Origin of the sequence: Leucobacter allii (genome assembly GCF_022919155.1) — a bacterium.
GTDB classification, from domain to species: Bacteria; Actinomycetota; Actinomycetes; order Actinomycetales; family Microbacteriaceae; genus Leucobacter; species Leucobacter allii.
The window spans coordinates 1,737,730-1,762,681 of record NZ_CP095045.1 but is presented as its reverse complement, the minus strand read 5'-3'; the positions used below and the strand labels follow the sequence as shown (position 1 = coordinate 1,762,681).

21 protein-coding genes are annotated in these 24,952 nt (G+C 71.9%); 17 read left to right on the top strand and 4 right to left on the bottom strand.

Annotation, left to right across the window (positions count from 1 at the left end):
• Positions 1–37: 37 nt before the first annotated feature.
• The 4 genes from MUN78_RS08280 (at position 38) to MUN78_RS08265 (ending at position 4,235) form a co-directional block, all read left to right on the top strand.
• Positions 38–814, top strand: coding sequence for a lysophospholipid acyltransferase family protein (locus MUN78_RS08280; protein WP_244729935.1), 777 nt, complete (start codon positions 38–40; stop codon positions 812–814).
• Positions 811–1,923 (top strand): NAD(P)H-dependent glycerol-3-phosphate dehydrogenase, encoded by a 1,113-nt coding sequence (locus MUN78_RS08275; RefSeq protein ID WP_244729933.1) that lies wholly within the window; start codon positions 811–813, stop codon positions 1,921–1,923. The genes MUN78_RS08280 and MUN78_RS08275 overlap by 4 nt, the downstream gene beginning before the upstream one ends.
• Positions 1,920–3,068, top strand: coding sequence for a D-alanine--D-alanine ligase family protein (locus tag MUN78_RS08270; protein WP_244729931.1), 1,149 nt, complete (start codon positions 1,920–1,922; stop codon positions 3,066–3,068). Before MUN78_RS08275 ends, MUN78_RS08270 begins: the two co-directional genes overlap by 4 nt.
• A gap of 177 nt (positions 3,069–3,245) precedes the next feature.
• Positions 3,246–4,235: an ABC transporter substrate-binding protein gene (locus tag MUN78_RS08265; protein ID WP_244729930.1), complete on the top strand. Its 990-nt coding sequence runs from the start codon at positions 3,246–3,248 to the stop codon at positions 4,233–4,235.
• A 29-nt stretch (positions 4,236–4,264) separates the two neighbouring features.
• Here MUN78_RS08265 and MUN78_RS08260 read toward each other — a convergent pair whose 3' ends face one another.
• Positions 4,265–5,179, bottom strand: coding sequence for a LysR family transcriptional regulator (locus MUN78_RS08260; RefSeq protein WP_244729928.1), 915 nt, complete (start codon positions 5,177–5,179; stop codon positions 4,265–4,267).
• Positions 5,180–5,276: 97 nt separating this feature from the next.
• Between MUN78_RS08260 and MUN78_RS08255 the strand changes: the two genes are divergently transcribed.
• The 4 genes from MUN78_RS08255 to MUN78_RS08240 are packed head-to-tail and all read left to right on the top strand — an operon-like array spanning position 5,277 to position 8,755.
• Positions 5,277–6,092 (top strand): ABC transporter permease, encoded by an 816-nt coding sequence (locus tag MUN78_RS08255; RefSeq protein ID WP_244729926.1) that lies wholly within the window; start codon positions 5,277–5,279, stop codon positions 6,090–6,092.
• Positions 6,089–6,886, top strand: a complete 798-nt coding sequence (locus MUN78_RS08250) for an ABC transporter permease (RefSeq protein WP_244729924.1) — start codon at positions 6,089–6,091, stop codon at positions 6,884–6,886. The genes MUN78_RS08255 and MUN78_RS08250 overlap by 4 nt, the downstream gene beginning before the upstream one ends.
• Before the next feature lie 43 nt (positions 6,887–6,929).
• A complete protein-coding gene (locus tag MUN78_RS08245; RefSeq protein WP_244729923.1) occupies positions 6,930–7,757 on the top strand; it encodes an ABC transporter ATP-binding protein in 828 nt (275 codons plus the stop codon).
• The gene (locus MUN78_RS08240; RefSeq protein ID WP_244729922.1) at positions 7,754–8,755 is read left to right on the top strand and encodes an MBL fold metallo-hydrolase; all 1,002 of its coding nucleotides are present in this window, start codon (positions 7,754–7,756) and stop codon (positions 8,753–8,755) included. The genes MUN78_RS08245 and MUN78_RS08240 overlap by 4 nt, the downstream gene beginning before the upstream one ends.
• A 6-nt stretch (positions 8,756–8,761) precedes the next feature.
• Here MUN78_RS08240 and MUN78_RS08235 read toward each other — a convergent pair whose 3' ends face one another.
• Complete coding sequence (locus MUN78_RS08235) at positions 8,762–9,262, bottom strand: DUF3515 family protein (RefSeq protein ID WP_244693951.1); 501 nt, start codon at positions 9,260–9,262, stop codon at positions 8,762–8,764.
• Between the two features lie 48 nt (positions 9,263–9,310).
• On the opposite strand from MUN78_RS08235, the gene thiL reads away from it, so the two are divergent.
• From thiL to MUN78_RS08215, 4 genes are all read left to right on the top strand, one after another.
• Positions 9,311–10,354 (top strand): thiamine-phosphate kinase, encoded by a 1,044-nt coding sequence (thiL, locus tag MUN78_RS08230; protein WP_244729921.1) that lies wholly within the window; start codon positions 9,311–9,313, stop codon positions 10,352–10,354.
• A 78-nt stretch (positions 10,355–10,432) separates the two neighbouring features.
• The gene (locus MUN78_RS08225) at positions 10,433–11,035 is read left to right on the top strand and encodes an RNA polymerase sigma factor (protein WP_244729920.1); all 603 of its coding nucleotides are present in this window, start codon (positions 10,433–10,435) and stop codon (positions 11,033–11,035) included.
• Positions 11,028–12,200 carry a hypothetical protein gene (locus MUN78_RS08220; RefSeq protein WP_244729919.1) on the top strand — a complete coding sequence of 391 codons (1,173 nt, stop codon included), beginning with the start codon at positions 11,028–11,030 and terminating at the stop codon, positions 12,198–12,200. The genes MUN78_RS08225 and MUN78_RS08220 overlap by 8 nt, the downstream gene beginning before the upstream one ends.
• Complete coding sequence (locus MUN78_RS08215; protein ID WP_244729918.1) at positions 12,197–12,511, top strand: hypothetical protein; 315 nt, start codon at positions 12,197–12,199, stop codon at positions 12,509–12,511. The genes MUN78_RS08220 and MUN78_RS08215 overlap by 4 nt, the downstream gene beginning before the upstream one ends.
• Positions 12,512–12,610: 99 nt before the next feature.
• On the opposite strand, the gene MUN78_RS08210 is transcribed toward MUN78_RS08215, so the two are convergent.
• Positions 12,611–14,281: a PucR family transcriptional regulator gene (locus tag MUN78_RS08210; protein ID WP_244729917.1), complete on the bottom strand. Its 1,671-nt coding sequence runs from the start codon at positions 14,279–14,281 to the stop codon at positions 12,611–12,613.
• A 111-nt stretch (positions 14,282–14,392) separates the two neighbouring features.
• Between MUN78_RS08210 and gabT the strand changes: the two genes are divergently transcribed.
• The 4 genes from gabT to MUN78_RS08190 all read left to right on the top strand — a co-directional run bounded on the left by gabT (position 14,393) and on the right by MUN78_RS08190 (position 21,364).
• A complete protein-coding gene (gabT, locus tag MUN78_RS08205; RefSeq protein ID WP_244693945.1) occupies positions 14,393–15,733 on the top strand; it encodes a 4-aminobutyrate--2-oxoglutarate transaminase in 1,341 nt (446 codons plus the stop codon).
• A 34-nt stretch (positions 15,734–15,767) separates the two neighbouring features.
• Positions 15,768–17,234: an NAD-dependent succinate-semialdehyde dehydrogenase gene (locus MUN78_RS08200; RefSeq protein ID WP_244729915.1), complete on the top strand. Its 1,467-nt coding sequence runs from the start codon at positions 15,768–15,770 to the stop codon at positions 17,232–17,234.
• Between the two features lie 261 nt (positions 17,235–17,495).
• On the top strand, positions 17,496–18,749 hold the full coding sequence (locus MUN78_RS08195; RefSeq protein ID WP_244729913.1) for an RNA polymerase sigma factor: 1,254 nt from the start codon (positions 17,496–17,498) through the stop codon (positions 18,747–18,749).
• A gap of 137 nt (positions 18,750–18,886) precedes the next feature.
• Entirely contained in the window at positions 18,887–21,364 is a 2,478-nt protein-coding gene (locus MUN78_RS08190) for a DUF5979 domain-containing protein (protein WP_244729911.1), read from the top strand.
• A gap of 258 nt (positions 21,365–21,622) precedes the next feature.
• On the opposite strand, the gene rsmD is transcribed toward MUN78_RS08190, so the two are convergent.
• A complete protein-coding gene (gene rsmD, locus MUN78_RS08185) occupies positions 21,623–22,219 on the bottom strand; it encodes a 16S rRNA (guanine(966)-N(2))-methyltransferase RsmD (RefSeq protein ID WP_244729910.1) in 597 nt (198 codons plus the stop codon).
• Between the two features lie 54 nt (positions 22,220–22,273).
• Here rsmD and MUN78_RS08180 point away from each other — a divergent pair, with 54 nt between their 5' ends.
• Positions 22,274–24,568, top strand: coding sequence for an ATP-dependent DNA helicase RecG (locus tag MUN78_RS08180; RefSeq protein ID WP_244729909.1), 2,295 nt, complete (start codon positions 22,274–22,276; stop codon positions 24,566–24,568).
• Positions 24,569–24,952: the final 384 nt, after the last annotated feature.

Sequence of the window (24,952 nt, the reverse complement as noted above, 5' to 3'; positions counted from 1 at the left end):
GCAGCTTCGGGAGGCTCCGATCCGGGATAATCGAAGCATGACTGACACGGTGAAGTTCCGGGGCCGTCCCTCGGCCGAGCAGCGGCGTCCCTCCGTGTTCTGGGTGCTCGCGGCGATCATCCTGCCGCTGTGGTCCCTCATGGTCCGCTACCGGTTCACGCCGGGATCCCGGCTGCCGCGGAGCGGGCCGTTCATCCTCGCGCCCAACCACTACAGCGAGATCGACCCCATTGCGATGGGGGCGGCCGTGTGGCATCTCGGCCGGCTCCCGCGCTTCATGGCGAAGGCGAGCCTCTTCCGCGTCCCCGTGCTCGGCTGGTTGCTGCGCGCCTCCGGGCAGATCCCCGTCGAACGCGAGGGCGCGGCGCGCCGAGGCGTGCCGAGCGGCAACCCGATGGGCGCGGCGAATCAGCTCATCGAGCGCGAGTCCGGCGTCATCGTCTACCCCGAGGGCACGCTCACCCGCGATCCGGGACTGTGGCCGATGCGCGGCAAGAGCGGGGCCGTGCGGCTGGCGCTCGAGTCGGGCATCCCGCTCATCCCCGTGGCGCACTGGGGCACGCAGGAGCTCATGCCGCGCTACGAGAAGAAGATCCATCCGTTCCCGCGCAAGACCATCCGCGTCGCCGTCGGGGAGCCCCTCGATCTCTCGGGCTTCGCAGGTCGTCCCCTCGACCAGAAGACCGTCGCCGCGGCGACGACGATGCTCATGGACGCGATCACGGCGCTGCTCGCGGAGCTCCGCGACGAGCAGCCCCCGGCGGAGCGATGGGATCCGAGCAAGCACCAGCAGAGCGAGACGGGCCGCTTTTGAACGCCCGGACGAGCCCGGACGGGCGGGGGCGCAATCGCGGGCGGAAGGTCGCCGTCATCGGCTCGGGGAGCTGGGGCACGACCTTCGCGAAGGTGCTCAGCGACGCGGGCTGCGACGTGACCGTGTGGGCGCGGCGCCCCGAGATCGCGAGCGAGATCCAGGTCGCCAAGCGCAACAGCCAGTACCTGCCCGGCATCAATCTCCCGAAGGGGCTGCAGGCGACGAGCGATCTCGCCGCGGCCGTACGCGGCGCGCGCCTCGTCTTCCTCGCGGTGCCCAGCCAGACGCTGCGCCAGAACCTCATCGACCTCGAGCCGTTCCTCGATCATCGGAGCGTGCTCGTCAGCCTCGTCAAGGGCGTCGAGAAGTCGACCACCATGCGCATGTCGGAGGTGATCGCCGACACGCTCGACGTCGGCCCCGAGCGCATCGCGGTCGTCTCCGGGCCGAACCTCGCCCTCGAGATCGCGAAGGAGCAGCCGACGGGCGCCGTCGCCTCCTGCGCCGAGCTCGCCGTCGCGCAGGAGGTGGCGACCGCGGCGTCCGCGCCGTACTTCCGCAGCTACGTCAACACCGACGTCGTGGGCACGGAGCTCGGCGGCGTGCTCAAGAACCTCATCGCCCTCGCGATCGGCATCGTCGACGGCGTCGGGTACGGCGAGAACACGAAGGCCGCCATCATCACCCGCGGCCTCGCGGAGATGACGGAGTTCGCCGTCGCCTCGGGCGCCGACCCCACCACCATGTCCGGCCTCGCCGGGCTCGGCGATCTCATCGCGACCTGCCAGTCGCCGCTCTCCCGCAACAACACCGCCGGCCGGCTCATCGGCCAGGGGTACACGCAGGAGGAGACCCGGGAGCAGATGCAGCAGGTCGCGGAGGGGATCACCTCCGTCCATCCGGTGCTCGAGCTCGCGCGCGAGCGGGAGATCGTGATGCCCATCGTCGAGCAGGTGCAGATGGTGCTGGCCGGCACCATGGCGCCGAAGAATCTGGGACCGCACCTCGCGACCGAGGACGCCGTCCCGCAGCCCGAGCTCACGCTCGGCGCCGCGCAGCCGGGCCGCTGGCGGCGCTTCCTGGACCTGATGAAGGGGAACCGCGCATGAATCCTGCAGACAGCACCGCCCCGGCGCCCGCGGCGGAGGCGGGTGCGACGCGCACGGTCGTCATCCTCTTCGGCGGACGATCGAGCGAGCACGGGATCAGCTGCGTCACCGCCGCCGGCGTGCTGCGCGCCATCGACCGCACGCGCTTCGACGTGATCCTCGTCGGCATCACGAAGCAGGGGGCCACGGTGCTGCTGCAGGAGGAGGATCTCGCCGGCTACGCGCTCGAGGCCGGCGCGCTGCCCGAGGTGCGCGACAACGGCACCCGCGTGCTGTGGCCCGCCTCGACCGCGACGCGCGCGCTCACCCTCATCGACCAGCACGGCGCGCTGCACTCCCTCGGCCGCGTCGACGCGGTGCTGCCGATGCTGCACGGCCCCTACGGCGAGGACGGCACCGTGCAGGGCATGCTCGATCTCGTCGACCTGCCCTACGCCGGCAGCGGCGTACTCGGCTCCGCGCTCTGCATGGACAAGCACGCCGTGAAGACGATGCTCGCCGACGCGGGCATCGCCGTCGCGCCGTGGCGCACCGTGACGCGCGCGCAGCTCGAGCACGATCCCTTCCTGGTCGAGCGGCTCGACGAGGGGCTGAACTACCCGCTCTTCGTGAAGCCCGCCCGCGCCGGCTCCTCGGTCGGCGTGAGCCGCGTCACCGATGCCGCGGAGCTGCCCGCCGCGCTCGAGACCGCATTCGCCGAGGACCGCACGGTGCTCATCGAATCGGGGGTCGCGGGCCGCGAAGTCGAGATCGCGGTGCTCGAGGGGCGCGGGGCCGAGCGTCCGCGCACGAGCGCCGTGATCGGTGAGATCGTCTTCACGGGGCGCGAGTTCTACGACTTCGAGGCGAAGTACCTCGGCGCCGCCGGCGTCGAGCTGGCGCTGCCGGCGCGCGTGACGGACGCCGAGTTCGCGGCGATCCGGGAAGCGGCGGTGCGCGCCTTCGAGGTCGCGCAGTGCGCCGGGCTCGCCCGCATCGACTTCTTCCTCACGGACACCGGCCCCGTGCTCAACGAGATCAACACGCTGCCGGGCTTCACCCCGATCTCCATGTACCCGCGGCTGTGGGAGGAGAGCGGGCTCGGCTACACCGCGCTCATCACCGAGCTCGTGGAGCTCGCGATCGCGAAGCGCCCCGCGTACTGAGGGGCGGGCTGGGGCGACGCCGGGGGTGCGGTGCACTCCGAGGTATATCTTCTGCGTATAGAGGCGATACCCATTCTTGACGTTCTCCTATAGCTATCGCTGTGGGAACATGATCGCAGCACGGCGAGCGCAGACGGGATCAAGGACGATCCCGCGGTCCCGTGCGGGGAGGTCGAGATGAGAAGGTGTACAGGAATCGCCCTGATCGCCGCCGCAGCGCTCGCGCTGAGCGGCTGCAGCGGCTCCGGCGGTGCGACGACCGCGGATGCGGCGGCGGGGGACGGGCTGACCCCCGTGAAGATCGCCGGGGTCGTCACGACGAGCACGGTGCCGATCTGGGTGGCGCAGTCCGAGGGGATCTTCGAGGAGCACGGGCTCGAGGTCGAGATGGAGCCCGTGCAGAACTTCGCTGCCGCGGCGCCGTCGCTGCTCAACGGTCAGTTCCAGTTCGCGATCGCGGCGACCAGCCCCGTGATCGTCGCCATCAGCGAGGGCATGCCGCTTCGGGCGGTCGTCGGGACGAGCGCGACGGTGGAGGACCCGGAGGCCGAGGGCAATCAGCTGGTCGTCCCCGCGGACAGTCCGCTCACGGACATCACCGACCTCGCCGGGAAGAAGGTCGGAACGAATCAGGTCGGGTCGGGTCCCTACGCCGCGGCCCTCGCCTCGTACGTGCGGGCCGGGGGAGATCCCGAGGCGATCGAATGGGTCTCCATGCCCATGAACGAGCAGCTGCTGGCCCTCGAGAACGGTCAGCTCGACGCCGCCGTGCTCGCCGAACCCTTCACGGCGAGCGCCCTCGCCGAGGGGAACCGCCCGCTCGTGTCCCTGTACCGCGATCCGGGCAACGAGGTGCTCGCGGCCGAGGCTCCGTATGTCACGATCATCTCGTCGGAGTCCTATCTCGCGGAGCACGCCGATGTCGCCGAGCGCCTCCGCGCCGCCATGATCGAGGCGAATGCGGTGGCATCCGAACGGCCGGAGCTCGTCATCGAGGGACTCGTCGAGCAGACGGACATGGACCCGGAGGCCGCCGAGCGGCTCGTGCTCCCGGCGTTCGTCGGGGAGATGACGGGCGAGGAGATGCAGGACATGGCGGACGCCATGATCGACGCGGGGATCATCCCTGGCCCGTTCGACGGCGCCGCCGCGGTGTGGCAGCCGTGAGGCCGACCGTCGGCGCCGGGAGCGGGGGCTCAGCCCGCGTCCCCGATCTCGGCGAAGGCCGTCTCCCGGAACCGCGCGATGGCCGGGAGGTGGACGCGGTCACGGCGGAAGACGAGGGAGATCTCGAAGGGCTCGGGCCCGTCGACGATGTGCCGCATCGTCACGCGGTCGGGGTGCACGAGGCCGCGGATCGCCTCGGGCATGATGCCGGCCGCGAGTCCCGCGGTGATGAGCGGGATCGCCTCCTGCATGCTCGGGACCTCCCTGACGCGCGGACGCGGGAGCTTCGCGAACTCGAAGGCGTCGAGCAGGCCGAAGCGGATACCGTGCCGCATCGAGTTCGCCGGCGAGGCGAACTCGAATCGGGCGATGTCGCGCAGCGAGACGGGGTCGGGCAGATGAGCGTACTCCGGGGGCAGGAGGGCGATCATCTCCTGGGCGGCGAGACGGTGGACCTTCAGCTCGTCCCCGTAGAGCAGCCGCAGGTCCTCGGAGGCGGAGGTCGCGACCAGCCCGACGTCGACCTCCCCCTTCTGCACGGCCTCCAGCACGACGCGCGGATACGCCTCGTGCAAGGCGATGTCGAGGGACGCCTCCGCGGCCGTGAGCGCGCGGATGAGTCTGGGCACGAGCGTCCCCGCGAGGATCGGATTGCAGCTGATCTCCAGCGAGCCGAGCCGTCCGCTCTGGATCGCGGCGATGCGTCGGCGCAGCTCGTGCTCCTGGGTCGTCAGCCGTTCGGCGTAGCGCAGGACCTCCTCGCCCGCGGGGGTCACGGTGACGCCGCGCGACGAGCGGACGAGGAGTCGAGCCTCGAGATCCGTCTCCAACTGGGCGATCGCGGCGCTCAACGGCGGCTGGGTCATGCGCAGTTCCGCCGCGGCGCGGGAGAACGAACCGGCGCGCGCGACGGCGTGGAAGTACTGGAGCCGTCGATGATCCATACGCGAATCATATAACCGGCGAGGCCCGGAGCGCCGGGCCGCGATAGTGCGGCGGCGCGGGGCGGCGCCCCTGATCCTCGAACAATGGAGTGAGAGCATGAGTCGAACGAGATCCCTGCCGCGCGCGGGGAGACCGCTGTCTCGCGGTGCGGAGGCGATCCTCGGCGCCACGGGACTGCTGGGGCTGATCGGGCTGTGGCAGCTGCTGAGCGCGACCGGGATCCTTCCGGCGCGGGCGATCCCGGCTCCGACGGACGTCGCGACGGCGCTCGTCCGGCTGGCGGTCACGGGCGAGTTCTGGTCCTACGCCGGTCAGACGGCCTGGGCGACCCTCCTGGGCACCGTGCTCATCGTGGTGATCGCGGTGCCGCTCGCGATGGCGATCCACGCGAGCCGGTTCGTGGACGAATCCAGCTGGTTCGTCATCGAGTTCCTGAAGCCGATCCCGGGCGTCGCGCTCATCCCGCTGGCTATTCTCATCGCCGGTCCGACCGACGGCGTGCGGATCTTCCTCATCATCTTCGGCGCGCTGTGGCCCATGCTCACGCAGCTGGTCTACGGATTCAACGAGGTCTCCGGCCTCGTGCTCGACACGGCGAAGTCCTACCGCTTCAGCCTCTGGCAGCGCGTCACCGCGGTCTCGGTGCCGAGCGTCATGCCGTTCGCGCTGACCGGGCTCAGGATCTCCGTCACGATCGCGCTCGTGATCGCGGTGGTGACGGAGTACATCGTCGGGATCCGCGGCCTCGGCTCGATGCTCGCCGAGGCGCAGCTCAACGGGGTCATCGATCAGGCGTTCGCACTGCTCGTCTTCTCGGGCATCCTCGGGCTCGCGTTCAGCGGCGCCGTCGCCGCGCTGTCGGCCCCGCTGCTGTTCTGGCATCCCTCCCAGCGAGAAAGGCAGACCGCATGAGCTCCAGACGGAGGCCGATCACGGGATGGCGGCTGTTCGCGCTGCGCGCCTGGCTGCCGCTCCTGCTGTTCGCAGCCTGGTGGATCGCGACGGCGAACAGCACGTCGCTCTACTTCCCGCCGCTCCAGGAGATCCTGCACGCGCTCGTCGAGGACTGGATCCTCGGGACGAAGTGGCGCACCGATCTGCTCCCGAGCCTGCAGAACTTCGCGATCGGCTTCGGCGTCTCCGCACTGCTCGGAACCCTGCTCGGGGTGATGCTCGGGATGTCATCGGTCGCCTGCGCTCTGGTCGCCCCGATCCTGGCGTTCTTCCGCTCGCTGCCCTCGCCGGCCCTCATCCCCATCGTGCTCGGGGTCTTCGGGATCGGCGCGAGCATGAACATCTCGCTGATCGTCCTCGGTGCGCTCTGGCCGACGCTGCTCAACACCATCGACGGCGTCCGCAGCGTCGATCTGCAGCTGCGCGACATGAGCCGTTCGTACCGGCTCTCGCGGTGGCAGCGCATCTCGCAGGTGATGCTGCCGCAGGCGGGACCCCAGATCTTCGCGGGCTATCGCATCAGCCTCCAGCTCTCGATCATTCTCATCGTGGTGAGCGAGATGGTCGGAGCGACGCGGGGACTCGGATACTTCGTCCTCGAATCGCAGCAGATGTTCCAGGTGACGCAGACCTGGGTCGGAACCATTCTGCTCGGGCTGCTCGGCTACCTCGTCACGCTGCTCTTCGTGCGGATCGAGCGACGCGTGCTCCGATGGCAGATCCGCATGAACGCGACGCAGAAAAACGGATAGCGCGATGCCGCGCACGACAGGAACGGAAAGGAACGCGGGAACCATGGATACGCAACAGACAGACGGGACGCCCATTCTGGACGTCCAGGAGCTCGGCAAGAGCTACGACGGCGCCGCGGGAGTCGCACGCATCCTCGACGGCGTCACCTTCGCCGTGCGCCCCGGCGAGTTCGTCTGCGTCGTCGGCCCTTCGGGTTCGGGGAAGACGACGCTCCTCAAGTGCATCGCCGGCCTGATCGCGCCGACCCGGGGGCGCACCCTGTTCGAGGGGGAGGAGGTCACCGAGCCGCCGGCGAAGCTCTCCGTCGTCTTCCAGGACTACTCGCGGAGTCTCCTGCCCTGGAAGACGATCGAGAAGAACGTCGAACTCCCGCTGCGCAAGCAGCGCTTCCCCGCGGCCGAGCGCGCGGAGCGGATCCGCTCCGCGCTCGCGAACGTCGGGCTCGACGGGAAGGGGCATCTCTATCCCTGGGAGATGTCCGGCGGAATGCAGCAGCGCGCGGCGATCGCCCGCGGTCTCGCGTACGAGCCGGACGTGCTCATCATGGACGAACCGTTCGCGGCGGTGGACGCGCAGACCCGCATCGAGCTCGAGGACCTGGTTCTCGAGATGAGCCGGCGACTCGGTATGACCGTGCTCTTCGTGACGCACGACATCGACGAGGCGGTGTACATGGGCGATCGGGTCGTGGTGCTCTCGGGAGCGCCCGCGAAGGTCGAGCGCGACATCGACGTCGATCTCCCCGGCGAGCGCGACCAGGTCTCCACGAAGCAGCTGCCGCGCTTCGGGCAGCTCCGCGCCGAGGTCTTCGACCTGATCCAGCGTGCCAAGCGTCCGGTCACGCAGAACGTCGGAGCGGTGCGCGCATGAGCGCCGGCGTACCGCGAGTGATCACCCTGGGGACGGCGGGCGGCCCGGTGTGGTGGCGGGGCGAGAAGCGGCGCACCGGAATCGCAACGGCCGTGGTCGTCGGCGACCGCAGCTACATCGTCGACGCGGGGACCGGGGTCGGTCGGCAGATCATCGAGGCGGGACTCGCGATGGCGGATGTGCGGGCGATCTTCCTCACGCATCTGCACTCGGACCACGTCGTGGATCTCGGGAGCCTCGCCCTCTTCGGGATCATGCGCATGCCGACGGATCCGACCCACACCGTCCAGATCATCGGCCCGGGCGACCGCGGGTGCCTGCCTCGACCGAGCCCGCGGGCGTCGGAGCGACTGGGGCCCGTGTTCCCCGAGGAACCGACGCCGGGAACGGCGCGGATGTTCGCGCACCTCATGCGGGCGTACGCCACGGACATCAACGATCGGCTCTACGACTCCCTCAGGCCCACGCCGCTCGACTGGTTCAGCGCTCGGGACATCCGGATCCCCGAGGACGTCGGCTTCCACCCCAACGATCGCCCCACGCCGGACATGGAGCCCTTTCCGGTCTACGAGGACGACGCGGTGCGCGTCACGGCGACGCTCGTCAAGCACGCGCCGATGGCGCCGGCCTTCGGGTACCGATTCGACACCGAGGCCGGATCCGTCGTGATCTCCGGGGATACGGGGCGCACCGACAACATCGCGCGGCTCGCCTCGGGGGCGGGGCTCCTGCTGCACGAGGCGATCGACTTCGACTGGGTGGAGTCGGAGTTCGCCGGCCGGAACGACGCGTCGGCCCGGGCGACTCGGGACCATCACTACTCGGCGCACACCTCCCCGAGGGAAGCGATCGATCTCGCGGAGCAGGCCGGGGTCCCCCGGCTCGCCCTGCACCACCTCGTGCCGATCATCACCGATCAGGTCATGGCGCGCGATGCGCCGAGCTTCAGCGGCGCGTTCAGCATCCCGAGCGATCTCGACGCGTACGAGCTCCGGTGAATCCGCTCAGCCCTCGGCGTTCTCGGGGACGTCCCAGGTGTCGGCGAGACTCGTGCACCGGCGCTCCTGCGGGAGCTCCTGGACCACCGCGCTGAGGTCGACGGCGACCTCGGTGCCGCTCACCTGCGCGGAGTCGACGAACACGACGAGCCCGGGGGAGCGGCCGTAGGCCTCGAAGCGGTAGATCGGCTTCGCGGAGTCGTCGATCACCCAGTCGACGCCGTTGACGTTCACGCACTCATCCGTCGTCGGCCCCCCCGCCTCGATGCCGCAGCTGAGCTGCACCGCCGCGTCGTCGCCCCAGGCGCCGGTCGCCTGGGCGTTCGTGAACCGCCGATCCTGGCCCGCGACCGTGTCGGGGAGCCGCACGATCACATCGGCGCACGCCGGATTGTTCGCGTCGGGCGCGGCCTCCATGGGCACGTCGGGTGCGCAGGCCGTGAGGAGGCTCGCCGCACCGAGCAGCGCGACGGTCGAGGCGAGCAGGCGGACGCCGGAGAACTTCACCCCGTCAGCCTACCGGCCCGCGCCTGGGCGTCCGATAGCGTGGAGGCCGTGGAGCGGGACGGGACGTCAGGGATCAGCGTCGGCGAGCTTGGGGAGCGCGGCGTGCTCGCCCGCGTCCTCGCGGAGCTCGGCCCCGCGGAGCGCGCGTCGCTCGGTCCCGGCGACGATTGCGCCGTGCTCGCCGTCGACGGCGAGCTCGTCGTGACGAGCGACACCATGATCGAGGGGCCGGACTTCCGGCTCGCCTGGCACGACGGTTTCGCGCTCGGGTGGAAGCTGGCGGCCACGAATCTCTCCGACGTCGCCGCGATGGGGGCGCGGCCCACGGCGCTGACGGTCGCGCTCGCGGTACCGCACGAGACGCCGGTGTCGTTCCTGGCGCAGATCGCCGAAGGGCTGGACGCGGCGTGCCGCGCGCTTGCCCCGGGGTGCGGGGTCGTCGGCGGCGATCTCGGGCGGGCGCCGGTGGTGTCGGCCGCCGTGACCGCGCTCGGGGAACTCGGCGGCCGCGACGCGGTCACGCGGTCGGGCGCGCGCGCGGGCGACGTCATCGCCTACGCGGGGGAACTGGGCCTCGCGGGGCTCGGCTTGTCCCTGCTCTTCGCCGAGAGCGCGGATCCCGACGGCACGGCCCATGCGCGCGGCGTGCCCGCGCTCTGGGAACGGCATCCCGAGGCGCTCGCGGCGCAGCTCGCGCCCGCGCCGCCGATCCCGCTCGGGACCGCCGCCGCCCGGGCCGGAGCGCGGGCGATGATGGACGTGTCAGATTCCCTCTCGATCGACGCGGAGCGCATGGCGCGGGCGAGCGGCATCGCGATCGCCCTCGAGAGCGCGCTGCTCGAGACGGCGTTCGGGAGCCAGGACGGCGCGGAGGTGCCCCTGGCGGCCATGCTCACCGGGGGCGAGGATCACGGGCTGCTCGCGGCCTTCCCGCCGGAGATCGAGCTGCCCGTCGGCTTCCACCGCATCGGCGAGGCGCTCGCGCTGCCGGTTCCGCCGCCCGCGGGCGGCGCCGCCACGCTGCTGCTCGACGGCGCCCGCCTCGAGCCGCGGGGCTGGGACCCCTTCACCGTGCGGTTGCCCGGGGCGTAGCGCCGTGGTCCGGGGTTCGCGACACGCCCGGGATACCGGCCGCGCGAACGCCGCGCGCCGTGCGATGCGATACCGGGTATGAGAGAGACATACGTGCGCAGCGACGCCGAGGTCGTCGTCGCCGCGCGTACGCGGCCCGAGGAGTTCACGGAGCTCTACCGGCGCCACGCCGCCGCGGTGTTCCGCTACGGGGCGTCGCGGCTCGGGCGCGAGCACGCCGACGACCTCATGAGCGAGACCTTTCTCGTCGCGCTCGAGAAGCTCGAGCGCTTCGACCTCGCCTTCGGCAGCGCGCTGCCGTGGCTGCTCGGGATCGCGACGCGACTGATCCGGCGCAGGCGGAGCGCTGAGGCCGCGACCTGGAGACTCATCGCCGCGGAGGGCGCGCTCGGAGGCGACGGCTCGGCGCGCGCCGTGCTCGATCCGTCCGAGTCGGCCGACGATCGGATCGACGCCGGCCGTTCGGCCGAGCTCCTCGCCGACGCGATGCTCGCGCTCGCTCGGCGCGACCGCGAGGTCATCGCTCTCGCGGCCTGGTCCGACCTCGCGCCCGTGGAGATCGCCGAGGCGCTCGGCATCCCCGAGGGCACGGTGCGGTCGCGGCTGCATCGCGCGCGCACCGTGCTGCGCACTCGACTCGAAGCGGGCGCCGCCCGCGAGAAGGAGATGGATCATGCGTGAGATTCCGGCGGCCGGCAGCGAGCCGAGCGAACTGGACCTGCTGCGCGAGCTCCGCGCGGACGCGGGGGAGCTGGAGGCGGATCGCTTCGCCCTCGGCCTCGCCCGACTCGAACGCGACATCGCGGCGGGCGTGGGCGGTCGCGCTCGCGGCGGTGCGGGCACGCGCCCCGGGGCTCGGCGGGCGCCTGCGGGTCGCGCCCGCGGGCGCCGCCGCGCTCTCGTGCTCGGTGCGGGGGTGCTCGCGGTCGGCGCGGTCGCGGGCGTCGTCCTGGTCGCGACGCCGGCTCCGCTGCTGCAGCCGGTGCTCGGCCCCGCCGCGCCGCAGGATCCGCACGCGGAGGCCGTCGCGCTGCTGCAGCGCGCAGCGGACGCGGCGCTCGCGGCGGAGCCGGAGGTGCTCCCGGGGCAGTATCTGAAGGTGAGCTGCCGGACGACCGGGCTCGCGTTCCCCAATTCGGAAGCGTTCCTGTTCGAGGGAAAGTCGCCCGAGGCATGGATGCGTCATAGCACGAACCAGGTCAACTACGTGCCGCCGCGAGCGACGGATCTGCAGGTCACCCGAGTCTCCCCGGACTACGACACCGAGGTGGTGGCCGGAGACTTCCCCGAAGCCGCAGGAGCCGCCGAAGCCGTGCCGTACGACGGCGAGCAAGCGTCGGCTCCCGGCGAGTACTTCGAGACGCGACTGCCTGCCGAAGCGTTGTCCGGCGGGTTCCTCATGCCCGATGAGCCCTCGGAGCTCGAGGAGGTCGCACTGCGGATGTGGGAGGAGCTGAAGATCGACGAGTTCGAATACACGCCGCAACAGGAGCTCCCGAACGCTCTGGTCCCCTATCTCAGGCACACGATGCCCCAGGAGATCAGGGCGGAGGCCTTCCGTCTGCTCTCGGAGCAGCCCGGTGTGCGGCTGCAGGCCTACGCCGGCGACGATCCTCGCATCGGAGCATCCGACGCCGATGCGAAGGTCGTGACGTTCTCGCCGGTGCAGGGAGTCGAGATCCAACTGATCTTCGACGTGCAGCGCGCTCGGATGCTCGGGTCCCAGGAGGTGCTGACCTCCGAGGATCCGACGAAGCCGGGGGTCGCGGTCGGAGAGGTGCTCTCCGCCGCTGCGTGCAGCACCTCCATCGTGGACGAGATTCCGGACATCGAGACCTGGAGATGACTCCGTCGGAGGTGCGGCTCCTCGCGAGCGAGCGGCGCGGCCTCTTCGGCGCGGGGGAGTTCGCCCGGCTCGGCGACCCGGGCCTGCGCACGCGGCGCTGGTGCCGGGCAGCGATCGCGTTGCTCGTCGAGGAGGAGTGCTGGGCTCCGGAGATCCACTGGGCGCCTGCGGAGAGCGTGCGCCTGCGCTTCCGCCGGCGGGGCAACGCGGAGTGGGCCGAGCGCGTCGCACGGCGGGGCGGGTTCGCGGTGACGCTCGAGGCACGCGGGCGACGCGGCGCTGTGCTCGTGGTGCGGATGGCGCCGCCGTGATCTTCCGCACCGACGCGATGCGGCGACGCGGCACCCTCGAACGACGCGCTCGCGCGGCGATGCGATCGGGCGGCATCATGCGGCTTCCGACGACCGGCGTCACGCCCGGGGCGGCGCCAGTCTGAGCGCCGCCCACAGCTCGGCGCGCGCATCGGCGGCATCGAGATCGAGCTGCAGCAGCGACTCCGCGGTCTGCACGCGCGCCCGGAGCGTATGGCGGTGGATGCCGAGCTCGGCGGCCGCTGCGCTCGTCTGCCCGTGATGCGCGAGCCAGACGGCGAGGCTCTCCTCGATCCGGTCCGCGTGCCGCGCATCGTGATGCCGGAGCGGGCCGAGCAGCGTCGCCGCCCGCCGCCCCGCCTCCGGCTGCGCGTCGAGCAGGCGCAGCAGTCCCTCGTGCTGCGACGGCGCGTAGTCGACGATCGCGGGCTCCGCCCGTGCGTGCGCGATCGCGAGCGCGCGATCCGACTGGGCGAGCAGCTCGGCGAGATCCGTCAGGGCGCCGCGCTCGGAGACCCCCGCCGCGAGGCGATGCGCCTGCAGCAGGCGACGGATGGCGGGCAGGTGCCTCGCTTCGGCGACGATGAGCGGTCCGTCGTCGAGGGTCGCGCCGATGAGTCCGGGGCGGCCGGCGTCGAGCGAGTGCAGATCCTCGTCGAGGCGCGTGTCGTCCGGGCTCGCCTCGCCGTGGCGGACCACGACGATCGGCCCTTCGGGGACGCTCAGCCGGGCGTCGCGCGCGATGAGCTCCGCGAGCTCGCGATCGCCCGCGAGGAGCAGGTGCACGACGGCCGCGCGCAGGGACGCGAGCGCGGCGTCGATGCCGCTGCGGTGCTCGAGCTGCACGGTGGCGAGCGCGGCGACGAGCCCGAGCAGGGTGCGCTCGGCGGTGTCGGGCGCTCCGCGGTCCTCGGCGACCAGGACGCCGAGGACCCCGCCGCGCCGTCCGAGGGTCTGGAGCTGGATCCCGGCGGCGAGATCGGCCACGTCATCGCCATCGACGCCGTCGGCGTCGTGCTCGCCGGGGCCGCGCGTGTCGCTGATGCGCGCGGCTCCGACGCCGCGCGAGACGAGCCGCCGCGCCTCGCGGCGCACCCAGTCGGTCCGGACCGCCGGGCCCGCGGCCTCGGGAGCGACGGCGACGATCCGCCCGGAGCGGTCGAGGACCGCCACCCAGCGCCCCAGGCGGCGCGCGGCCTCGCGGATCGCGGATCCCAAGCCGTCGCGATGCAGTGAGGCGTTGGTGACCGCCCGCTGCGACTCCAGCGCCCAGAGATCGCGCTCGCGGGTGCGCGCGTCGAGCAGGCGCGCGGCCGTCTGCACGATGGCGATGAACGACGTGTCGTAGGGCACGCGGAAGAGCGGCAGCCCCAGCCGGTCGCAGGCGGCCACGATGGCGGTCGGCACCCGGTCCCAGTGCAGCCCGACGGCGACCCCGAGGGCGGTCGTGCCCGCCGCGAGCAGCCGCCGCACATAGGCCTCCGCGTCCTCGGGCTCCTGCGCCGCCGAGAACCGGGCGCCGGTGGTGAGCAGCACGGTGCGGGGCGTGAGGAACGGGGCGGGATCCTCGAGCTCGCTGATGTGGACCCATTGCACGGGTCGCCCGGCGACGTCCCCGTCGGCGCCGGCGATGAGCACGAGACCGAGCGCGTACTGGTGCAGCAGCTCGCCGAGCGAGATGGTCGGAGCCGGCGCGGGCGCGGGGGCGTCGGCGTGCGTCCCCGCGCGGTCGGGCCCGGTGTGCCACTGTGGCGAAAGTGCATCGGACATGGCTCCAGTCTGGCACGAACCGCCTCCCGATGCAGGGCGTAGGCTGATCCCGGATCACCCCGGAGCGGCGGCGTCGCCGTCGCTCCTCCCGAGCACCAAGGAGAATCACTCATGGCCGATGTCACCGGCGGTCCCTCGCTTCCGCAGGAGCGCAAGCTCGTCACCAGCATCCCCGGCCCGAAGTCGCAGGAACTGCTCGCCCGCAAGAATGCGGCCGTCGCCTCGGGCGTCGGCGTGGCGCTCCCCGTCTTCACCGTCGCGGCCGGCGGCGGCGTCATGATCGACGCGGACGGCAACTCGCTCATCGACCTCGGCTCCGGCATCGCCGTCACCGGCGTCGGCAACTCCGCGCCCGCGGTGGTCGAGGCGGTCACCAGGCAGGTGCAGCAGTTCACCCACACCTGCTTCACCGTCACCCCCTACGACGGCTACGTCGAGGTCGCGGAGAAGCTCAACGAGGTCACCCCCGGCGACCACGACAAGCGCTCGGCGCTCTTCAACTCCGGCGCGGAGGCCGTGGAGAACGCGATCAAGATCGCCCGCCACTACACGAAGAAGAACGCCGTCGTCGTCTTCGACCACGCGTACCACGGCCGCACCAACCTCACCATGGGCATGACCGCGAAGAACATGCCCTACAAGGACGGCTTCGGGCCCTTCGCCCCCGAGCTCTACCGCGTCCCCGCCTCCTACCCGTTCCGCGACGGCCTCTCCGGCGCCGAGGCGGCCGAGCAGGCGATCCTCCAGATCGAGAAGCAGGTCGGCGCCGCCAACCTCGCCGCGATGATCATCGAGCCCATCCAGGGCGAGGGCGGCTTCATCGAGCCCGCCGAGGGCTTCCTCCCCGCCCTGCAGGCCTGGGCGAACGCGAACGGCGTCGTCTTCATCCTCGACGAGGTGCAGACCGGCTTCGCACGGACCGGCGACCTCTTCGCCGCGAACCACGAGGGCGTCGTCCCCGACCTCGTCACCACGGCGAAGGGCATCGCGGGCGGTCTGCCGCTCTCGGCCGTCACCGGCCGCGCCGAGATCATGGACTCGGCGCACTCCGGCGGGCTCGGCGGCACCTACACGGGCAACCCGATCGCCTGCGCCGCGGCGCTCGCCACGATCGAGACTTACGAGCGGGAGAACCTCACCGAACGCGCCCGCCAGATCGGCGCGATCATCGACGAGTTCTTCGAGGAGCTCGCGAAGACCGACGATCGCATCGGCGACATCCGCGGACGCGGCGCGATGAAGGCCGTCGAGTTCGTCGAGTCCGGCTCGAAGCGTCCCGCGGCCGCGCTGACCGGCGCCATCGCGAAGCACGCGGGCGAGCAGGGCGTGATCCTCCTCACCTGCGGCACGTACGGCAACGTCGTCCGCTTCCTCCCGCCGCTGTCCATCTCGGACGAGCTGCTCCGCGAGGGCCTGGAGATCGTCGCCGACGCACTCAAGGCGAACGCGTAACCCCCGTTCCACGACGTCTGAAAGGACACGAATCATGGCATTGAAGCCCAACGAGCAGGAGCTGCTCGACCGCGTGCAGTCCGGGCTGGGGATCGGCGGCGCCTGGGAGCCCTCGACCTCGGGCGCGACGCTCGACGTCCACGACCCCGCCACCGGCGAGGTCATCAAGTCGATCGCCGATGCGACCGTCGAGGACGCGGTGCGCGCGCTCGACGCGGCCGTGGCCGCGCAGGCGAGCTGGGCGGCGACGTCCAGCCGCGAGCGCTCGAACATCCTGCGGCGCGCGTTCGACCTCCTCATGGAGCGCAAGGAGGACTTCGCGCTCCTCATGAGCATGGAGATGGGCAAGCCCATCGCCGAGGCGCGCGGCGAGGTGAACTACGGCGGCGAGTTCCTCCGCTGGTTCTCCGAGGAGGCCGTGCGGGTTCCGGGCGACTACCGTCAGAATCCCGAGGGCACCGGCACGATGATCGTCTCGCAGATGCCCGTGGGCCCCTGCTACTTCATCACGCCGTGGAACTTCCCCCTCGCGATGGCGACCCGCAAGATCGCGCCCGCGCTCGCTGCGGGCTGCACGGTCGTCATCAAGCCGGCGGCGCTCACCCCGCTCACGACCGTCTTCTTCGCGCAGCTGCTCGAGGAGGCCGGCCTCCCCGCGGGCGTCGTGAACGTCGTCGCCACCTCGAAGTCGAGCGCGCAGTCCAGCGCGCTGCTGTCCGATCCGCGTCTGCGCAAGCTCTCCTTCACCGGCTCGACCCCGGTGGGCGTGAAGCTCCTCGAGGCGGCGGCGCAGAACGTGCTCCGCACCTCGATGGAGCTCGGCGGCAACGCGCCGTTCGTCGTCTTCGAGGACGCCGATCTGGACAAGGCGGTCGAGGGGGCGATGCTCGCGAAGTTCCGCAACATCGGCCAGGCCTGCACCGCGGCGAACCGGATCATCGTGCACGAGTCCGTCGCCGACGAGTTCGCGCGCCGGATCGGCGAGCGGGTCTCGGCGATGACCGTCGGCCGCGGCGCCGAGGAGGGGTACGACATCGGCGCGCTCGTCGAGGAGAAGGCCGTGACGAACACGGCGCGCCTCGTCGCGGACGCCGTCGAGACCGGCGGCACCGTGATCACCGGCGGCGAGGCCGTCGATGGCCCGGGCAACTTCTTCCAGCCGACGGTCATCGATCACATCAGCCCGCAGGCCGCGATCATGCGCGAAGAGATCTTCGGGCCGCTGCTCGGGATCATCCGCTTCTCCACCGAGGAGGAGGCGGTCGAGATCGCGAACAACACGGAGTACGGACTCATCAGCTACGTCTTCACGGAGAACATCGCGCGCGGTCACCGCATGATCGAGAAGCTCGAGACGGGCATGATGGGCCTGAACACCGGGCTCGTGTCCAACGCGGCGGCGCCGTTCGGCGGCGTGAAGCAGTCGGGCATCGGCCGCGAGGGCGGCTTCGAGGGGATCCACGAGTTCCTCTCGAGCAAGTACACGCTGCTGCCCCGGTAGTCCGGCTCGTCCTGAAGGGACCGGCGCGCTCGGCCGGCTGCACCGCGCAGCCGGCCGAGCGCGCCGGTCCCTTCGGCGTTCGGGCGCGGGCAGTCGTCCGCGCCCGCGACGTCGTTCCAGGGCGTGACCCCCGCCAGGAGGTCAGGGTCGTCGCTGCGCGCGCGACCGGGTTATGCTGACGCCCATGCGCATCGTCGTCTCGGGCACGCACGCGGGTTCCGCACGCGAGATCGCCCGCCTGCGCCGGGGAGGGCCGCTGCGATGAGGCGTCGGGGCGGGCCCGCCGACGTGGGGGCCGGAGAACCGGTCGAGGCCGGCGGCCGAGCGCCCGGCGGCGCGAGGGAGCTCGGCGACGCCGAGCTCTGCGCGCTCGTGCGCGGCGCCGCGGACACCGTCCTGGGGCGCAGCGCGTTCTCGGAGCTCTACCACCGGCACCGCGATGCCGCCATGGCCCAGGCCTACACCCTGACGCGGGATCGCCACCGTGCCGAAGACGTCGTCGCCGAGGCGTTCACGAGTATGCTGCGGGCCCTCGCCGGCGGCGCGGGCCCCACGGAGTCGCCGCTCGGCTACCTCATGGTGTCGATCCGCGGCGCCGCGGCGCGTGCGCGGACGCCGCACGACGCCGAACCGCTCGAGCCCGCGGCACTCGCGGAGCTCGTCGACGATCGGGCGTCGAGCTTCACGGAACGACTCGCAGAGCGCGATCAGGTGCGCCGCGCGTTCGAGCGGCTGCAGGAGCGGGACCAGCAGCTGCTGCAGCTGCTCGACATCGAGGAGCTGCCGACGCAGGACGCCTCGGACCGGCTCGCCATGACGGAGGGTGCGCTGCGCGTCGCGGTGCACCGGGCGCGCAAGCGCCTGGGCACCCACTACCTCCAGCAGTACGTGGAGTTCGCCGAGGCGCCGTGCCGACCGTTCGCCGCGCAGCTGGCGAGGTACACGCGGGGGAGCCTCGGCACGCACGAGGCCGCCAGGGTCGCCGGACATCTCGAGGGGTGCGTCGCGTGCGCCGAGCAGGTCGAGCGTCTCCGTCGCCTGCAGACCCGCCTCCGGGCGTGGATCGGTCCGGCGCTGCTCGGCGGAGCGGCCGGGGGCGGTGCCGCCGCGGGCGGGGCCTCGGCGGCGCCGGCGACGGCGGTCGCCCGCCTCGGCGATGCGGCTCCGGCCGCCACCGGCGGCATCCCCGCGACGGGAGCCCCACCCGCCGCCGCGTGGCTGTGCCTCGCGGCCGGAACCGCTCTGCTGGCGCTCGGGATCGCGGCGCTGCCGGGCGGTGACGGCGGCCCGCCGGGGCCTCAGCCGGCCCCGAGCGCGGCCCTGGCGAAGGTCGAGCCCGAGCCGGAGACGAGCGAGCCTCCGCCCGAAGCCGCGTCGGTTCCCGGACGGGCGGGAGCCGAGGCGATCCCGACCATCCCCGGGGCCGCCGCGGACCGCGGGTCTCCCCGGACGGAACCCGGAGACGACACCACGCCCTTCTGGGTGCTGCGCCCGCCCGACTCCTCCGGGGAATGAGCCCGCCGAGAAAAACTTCGGTCCCAGCTGTAACGTCGCGGGCCGGGTCCGCTCTTTAGTGAGTGAGCTGCGATATCGCGGGCACGGCCAGCCGTTCGCAGCCGCATCACGCGTCACCTCGACAGACAAGGGAAACGATGACTCAGAGACACTCCCGCGCCGCTGGCGCCTGGCGGTGGGCGAGCGCGGCGCTGGTCGCGCTGCTCGCGTTCGGCGCCGGCGCCCCCGCCGCGCAGGCGGCCCCGCCCTGGCAGACGGAGGCGACCGTCACCTCCATCGAGTTCACCAGTACCGAGGTCGCGAGCGGTTCCGACGCGGAGCTGCAGGGCACGTGGTCGCTGCCCGACAATCCGGCGACGCCCGCGGGATTCGCCGTCGAGCTGCCCGCGGAGCTCCAGGGGCTGAGCGACGACTTCCCCCTGCTCGATCCCCAGGGCGCGCCGATGGGGCAGTGCACGGTGACGGCCACGCAGATCGTCTGCGACTTCGATGACGCGTACCTCGCGGCGCATCCCCGGAATCTCTCGGGCACCTTCAACTTCTGGGCGAACATCCGCACCCAGGTCACCGAGGACACGATCACCACCTACGTGATCGACGGCCGCGAGGTCACCGTCGTCGTCACCCCGCCGCAGGGCACCTGCACCCCCGTCTGCGAGTTCGAGGGGCGCCCGAGCAACAAGACGGGCGATTACGATCGCGAGACGGATACGATCCTCTGGACCGTCCGCGTCGAGAGCGGCAAGGACGGCGCCGTCGGCGGCGAGTCCATGTCCGTCGACGACGAGCTCGGACCGAACCAGGAACTCCTCACCTCCTTCCAGGGCGAGACCTACCCGAAGCTCATCCACACCGATGAGCTGGTGGTGACGAGCGGCAACGTGCAACAGCCGGGCAACTGGCTGCCCGTGCCGCGGGACGCCTACACGGTCGACGGCGACACGGTCTCGTGGACGGCCGAGGCCGGGTACTACTACGCGATCCAGTACGTGTCTCGCGTCACGGATGCCGGAGCCGCCGGCACCTACACGAACGCCGCCACCGTGACCATCGACGGCAACGACGGCTTCGTCTCCAGCGAGGTCGTGCGACAGGGCGGCGGCGGCACGGGCAGCGGCGACCAGGTCGGACGCTTCTCCATCACCAAGGAGGTGGCGTGGGAGGAGGACGCGGTCGACGGGATCGATTTCGGCGGCACCTTCACCGTGACGACTCCGGAGGACGCCGAGCTCGCCGGAACGTTCTCCGTGCGCGAGGGCGAGACGTGGACGAGCGACGAGTACCCGACGGGCTCCGTCGTGCACATCGAGGAGATCCTGCCCACCGAGCCGGGCAACCTCGACTGGGCGGCCCCCGTCCTGTCGCAGAACGACTTCCCGATCGCCGGCGCGACGACGACCGCGATCACGCTGCACAACGAGGCGTCGCTCGCGCGCGGCAGCTTCAGCGCCCAGAAGGTCGTCGCGGGCGATGCCGCGGCCTCGCTGGCGGACGACGCCGAGTTCCTCCTGGACTACGCGTATCCCGCGGGCCCCGGCTTCGCCGCCGGATCAGGAACGCTCGAGCTCCCGGCGAGCGGCGAGACCGTCGATTCGCCGCTGCTTCCGGTCGGGGCCGTGCTGACGCTCAGCGAGCGCACCCCCGCCCCGGTCGACGGCGCCGCCTGGACGGGTGCGCAGCTCTCGACCGACACCGTCACGATCGGTCGCGATGAGGCCGTCACGGTCACGGTGACCAACACGCTCACGACGGTCACGGGAGGGCTCATCATCTCGAAGCGCCTGAGCGGCGCGGGCGTCCAGGCGTTCGCGTTGCAGGATGAGCTCGTCTTCGACGTCGTCTGCACGCTCGACGAGCGCACGGTCTTCGAGACCACGGTCTCCCTGGAGGTCGCAGGCCGTACCGTCGTGGACTCCGGGGAGCTCGGACCGATCCCGGCGAATGCCGAATGCACGGTCACCGAGGTCGACGGAGGCCATGCGGATGCGCTCCCCGACCCCGTGACCGTCATCATCCCGTACTTCCCGGAGTCGGGGACCTCCGAGGTCGTCACGGCCTCGCTCACGAACTTCTACAGCGCCGGATCCGTCGAGGTCTCGAAGACGCTCGCGGGAGACGACGCCGCGGTGGCCGCGGTGCAGGACAGGGTGTTCGAGATCCTGGTGACCTGCCAGGTCGACGAGGAGGATGCCGCGGGCGGGGCGACCCGTGCGACGGTCTACTCCGGGAAGGTGCTGCTGCGCGGCGGCCAGACGAAGTACCTCGTGGGCGAGGACGGCGAGCCCCGTGCGCTGCCGCTCGGGACGCGGTGCTTCGGCGAGGAGACCGACGACGGAGGCGCCGCCGAGGTCTCGATCGATCACGACTCCTTCGAGAACGGCGCGACGGTGACCGCGGGAACGCCCGACGAGCTGCAGGTGATCTCGATCAGCGCGGTGAACACCTTCACCGATGCGCCTCCGGTGCCGCCGAAGCGGACGGACACGACCCCGGGATCGGCCCTGGCCGTGACGGGTGGATCGGGCGTCGGCAGCATCGGGCTGCTGGCCGGAGGGGCACTGCTCCTCGGGGTCGCGCTGCTCCTCTTCCGCAGGAGCCGGACGATCCGCGAGTGATCGGCGGGCGCGGGTGCGGTGCCGTCCGTGGCGGCGCCGCACCCGCGCGTTCCTCTCCCCGACGCAGCGCGGGGCGATCCCGGATCGCCTCGCGCTGCGTCGCCGCGCCGTCTCGGCATCGGCGGCGGAAATCGCGCGACGCTGCGCGTCGCCTACCGAGCGATCCGCCTGTCGGCGGCGGAAATCGCGCGACGCTGCGCGTCGCCTACCGAGCGATCCGCCAGTCGGCGGCGGAAATCGCGCGACGCTGCGCGTCGCCTACCGAGCGATTTCCGCCCACCAGAGCGCGGTCTCGCCGTAGCGCTTCTCGCGGAGCGGGGCGAGGCCATCCGGCCACACGGGTTCGGGGCTGCGCGTGCTGCGCTCGACGAGCACCACGGCATCCGGATCGAGGAGCGGGACGAGCGCCGCGAGATTCGCCGCGAGCTCCGCCTCGCCGAGGTCGTAGGGCGGATCGAGGAGGGCCACGTCCCATCGGGGGCTCGGATCCCGCGCGAGCTGCGCGTCGAGGAACGCCTGCACGGACTGGCGGGCGACCTCGGCGGTCGGCTGATTCCCATCGGAGGCGCTGCGGCCGCAGGCGGCGAGCACCGTGCGCGCGTTTCGCGCGGCGACCTGGGCGGCCTGCGCGTGGCGCTCGACGAGCGTCGCCGAAGCGGCTCCGCGGCTCACGGCCTCGAGCCCGAGCGCCCCGGATCCCGCGTACAGATCGAGCACCCGGGTCCCCGAGACGAGCTCCCACGAACCGAGGGTCGAGAAGACGGCTTCCCGCACCCGTTCGCTCGTCGGGCGCGTCCCCGAGCGGGGCACCTCGAGCCTGAGGGAGCCGGCGGCTCCGGCGATGATTCGTGTCACGCATCGAGCGTAGCGCGCTCCCGAGGCGTCGGACGCCCCCGATACGCTGGAAGCATGAGCAGGGCCGGTCTCGACAGCGATCTCGCGGGAGTCGTGGGCGATCGCACGGCGAAGGCGCTCGCGCGGGCCTTCGAGATCCGCACGGTGCGCGAGCTGCTCTGGCACTTCCCCCGACGCTACTCGAACCGGGGGGAGCTCACGCCGCTCACGAGCCTGCCCGTCGGCGAGCACGTGTCGGTCGTCGCCCAGGTGATCGACGTGCGCGAGCGCCGCATGCAGCGCCGCGGCGGCTCGCTGCTCGAGGTGCGCGTCACCGACGGCGTGGGATCGCTGCAGCTGACCTTCTTCAATCAGCAGTGGCGCTCACGGGAGCTGCTGCCCGGCAGACAGGGGATCTTCGCCGGCAAGGTGAAGGAGTACCGCGGAGCGCTCCAGTTGCAGCACCCCGACTACCAGCTCTTCACCGATGAAGCAGGACCCTCGGCCGCCGCGGGTCCCACCGAGGCCGATCCGGGTGGGGACGAGGCCGTCGCGCCGGGCGACGGCGCCTCGGCCGCAACGGGCATCTCGCTGCAGCACTCGATGGAGCTCAAGCAGGCCGCCGCGCTCGCGTTCTCAGAGCGCCCGATCCCCATCTATCCGGCCGCCTCGGCGGTGCCGAGCTGGGTCATCGCGAAGGCCGTCGAGGTCGTGCTCGAAGCACTCGAGCCGGTGGAGGATCCGCTGCCGCGCGACATCCGGGAGTCCGAGGGTGTCATGGCGCTCGGGCCGGCGCTCGAGCTCATCCACCGGCCCGAGCGGGCGGCGGACTGGCGGGGTGCGCAGCACAGCCTCCGATTCCGCGAGGCCTTCGAGCTGCAACTCGCGCTTCTGGACCGCCGGCGCCGAGCCGGCCTCGCGCGGAGCACTCCGAGACCGCGCGCGTCGGCGCCGCTCGCGCGTTTCGACGCAGCGCTGCCCTTCGCCTTGACCGGAGACCAGCGGCGCGCGGGCGAGACGATCGCGGGCGAGCTGGCGGCGCCCCACCCCATGCACCGGCTCCTGCAGGGCGAGGTCGGCTCCGGCAAGACCCTGGTCGCACTGCGCGCGATGCTCCAGGTGGCGGGGAGTGGCGGGCAGAGCGCGCTGCTCGCCCCGACCGAGGTGCTCGCCGCGCAGCATTACCGCTCCATCGTCGCGACGCTCGGTGCGGAGCTCGAGGCCGAGATCCACCCGATCCTCCTCACCGGGAAGATGCCGGCGGCCCAGCGCAAGCGCGCGCTCCTGGCACTCGCCTCGGGCAAATCGCTCGTCGCCGTCGGCACGCACGCGCTCATCGCCGATGCCGTCGCATTCGCCGACCTCGGGCTCGTCGTCGTCGACGAACAGCACCGCTTCGGCGTCGACCAGCGGGAGGCGCTGCGACGCAAGGGCGCGCAACCGCACGTGCTCGCGATGACGGCGACACCGATCCCGCGGACGGTCGCGCTCACCGCGTTCGGCGATCTCGAGGTCTCGACGATCCGAGAACTGCCTCCCGGGCGCCGAGGCATCGAGACCTTCGCGGTCCCCGAGCTCGAGAACCCCGGCATGGCGGCGCGCGTCTGGCGGCGCGCGGGGGAGGACATCGCGGCCGGACGCCAGGTCTACGTGGTCTGCCCGGCGATCGCCGACGACGCGGGCGGCGGGAAGCGGGAGGACGCCGACGAGCTCCCCGATGATGCGGCGGACGCCGGTCCCGAGGAGTCGGAGCGGCCGCTCGCGAACGTCGTGGACACGGTGACGCAGCTGCGCGCGTGGAAGCCCTTCGCCGGGTTCCGCATCGAGGGCCTCAGCGGCGATCTGCCCTCCGCGGAGAAGGACCGCATCATGCGGGACTTCGCGGAGGGTTCGATCCAGATCCTCGTCGCGACCACCGTCATCGAGGTGGGCGTCAACGTGCCCAACGCCTCGATCATGATCGTGCGCGACGCCGATCGCTTCGGCATCTCGCAGCTACACCAGCTGCGCGGCCGGGTGGGTCGTGGCGACCACGCGGGGCTCTGCCTCCTCGTCACCCGAGCCGCCGAGGGCACGGTCGCCCGCGAGCGCATCGAAGCGGTCGCCGCGACCGGCGACGGCTTCGCGCTCGCCGAGATCGACCTCGAGCATCGGCGTGAGGGCGACATCCTCGGCACCGCGCAGTCCGGCGGGCGTTCCACGCTGCGGCTGCTCCGCGTCACGGAGCACGGCGAACTCATCGTGCGCAGCCGCGAGCTCGCCGCGACCCTGCTGGAGCGCGATCCCGAGCTCGCGGACGCGCCGCTGCTCGCGCGGGAGATCCAGCGGGAGCGCGACGCCGGGCACCTCGAGAACCTCGCGAAGTCGTAGCACCGGCCGGCCGCCTCGGAACGCAGTCCTGTCTCGACGTCGGCGCGTGCTCGCCGTGGTGCGACCGCGCGTCGACCCGGCCTGTGGCCCAGATCCTGGTCCTGGTCCTGGTCCAGATTCCGATCCAGGACCCGATCGAGGTCCAGATCCAGATCCAGATCCAGATCCAGATCCAGACTCTTGCTCTTGCTCTTGCTCTTGCTCTTGCTCTTGAGGGTGCTCGTCTTCTCGAGGGTGCTCGTGCTTGTGTTCCTGCTTGCGCCCTTGCACTTGCTCGGGTTCTCGCCCGCGGTCATGCAGCTCGGATCCGGGTCGCCCGGGCAGGGTGCGCGACAGCGTCACCCTGCCCGGGCGACCCGGATCCGAGTGAAGTGTCTGAGGAAC

What these genes read in the sequence shown, in the direction of transcription:
- MUN78_RS08280 (WP_244729935.1), top strand. Translation starts at nt 38, where the DNA reads ATGACTGACACGGTGAAGTTCCGGGGCCGTCCCTCGGCCGAGCAGCGG.
- MUN78_RS08270 (WP_244729931.1), top strand. Translation starts at nt 1,920, where the DNA reads ATGAATCCTGCAGACAGCACCGCCCCGGCGCCCGCGGCGGAGGCGGGT.
- MUN78_RS08265 (WP_244729930.1), top strand. Translation starts at nt 3,246, where the DNA reads ATGAGAAGGTGTACAGGAATCGCCCTGATCGCCGCCGCAGCGCTCGCG.
- MUN78_RS08260 (WP_244729928.1), bottom strand. Translation starts at nt 5,179, where the DNA reads ATGGATCATCGACGGCTCCAGTACTTCCACGCCGTCGCGCGCGCCGGT.
- MUN78_RS08255 (WP_244729926.1), top strand. Translation starts at nt 5,277, where the DNA reads ATGAGTCGAACGAGATCCCTGCCGCGCGCGGGGAGACCGCTGTCTCGC.
- MUN78_RS08250 (WP_244729924.1), top strand. Translation starts at nt 6,089, where the DNA reads ATGAGCTCCAGACGGAGGCCGATCACGGGATGGCGGCTGTTCGCGCTG.
- MUN78_RS08245 (WP_244729923.1), top strand. Translation starts at nt 6,930, where the DNA reads ATGGATACGCAACAGACAGACGGGACGCCCATTCTGGACGTCCAGGAG.
- MUN78_RS08240 (WP_244729922.1), top strand. Translation starts at nt 7,754, where the DNA reads ATGAGCGCCGGCGTACCGCGAGTGATCACCCTGGGGACGGCGGGCGGC.
- MUN78_RS08225 (WP_244729920.1), top strand. Translation starts at nt 10,433, where the DNA reads ATGAGAGAGACATACGTGCGCAGCGACGCCGAGGTCGTCGTCGCCGCG.
- MUN78_RS08220 (WP_244729919.1), top strand. Translation starts at nt 11,028, where the DNA reads ATGCGTGAGATTCCGGCGGCCGGCAGCGAGCCGAGCGAACTGGACCTG.
- MUN78_RS08215 (WP_244729918.1), top strand. Translation starts at nt 12,197, where the DNA reads ATGACTCCGTCGGAGGTGCGGCTCCTCGCGAGCGAGCGGCGCGGCCTC.
- MUN78_RS08210 (WP_244729917.1), bottom strand. Translation starts at nt 14,281, where the DNA reads ATGTCCGATGCACTTTCGCCACAGTGGCACACCGGGCCCGACCGCGCG.
- gabT (WP_244693945.1), top strand. Translation starts at nt 14,393, where the DNA reads ATGGCCGATGTCACCGGCGGTCCCTCGCTTCCGCAGGAGCGCAAGCTC.
- MUN78_RS08200 (WP_244729915.1), top strand. Translation starts at nt 15,768, where the DNA reads ATGGCATTGAAGCCCAACGAGCAGGAGCTGCTCGACCGCGTGCAGTCC.
- MUN78_RS08195 (WP_244729913.1), top strand. Translation starts at nt 17,496, where the DNA reads ATGAGGCGTCGGGGCGGGCCCGCCGACGTGGGGGCCGGAGAACCGGTC.
- MUN78_RS08190 (WP_244729911.1), top strand. Translation starts at nt 18,887, where the DNA reads ATGACTCAGAGACACTCCCGCGCCGCTGGCGCCTGGCGGTGGGCGAGC.
- MUN78_RS08180 (WP_244729909.1), top strand. Translation starts at nt 22,274, where the DNA reads ATGAGCAGGGCCGGTCTCGACAGCGATCTCGCGGGAGTCGTGGGCGAT.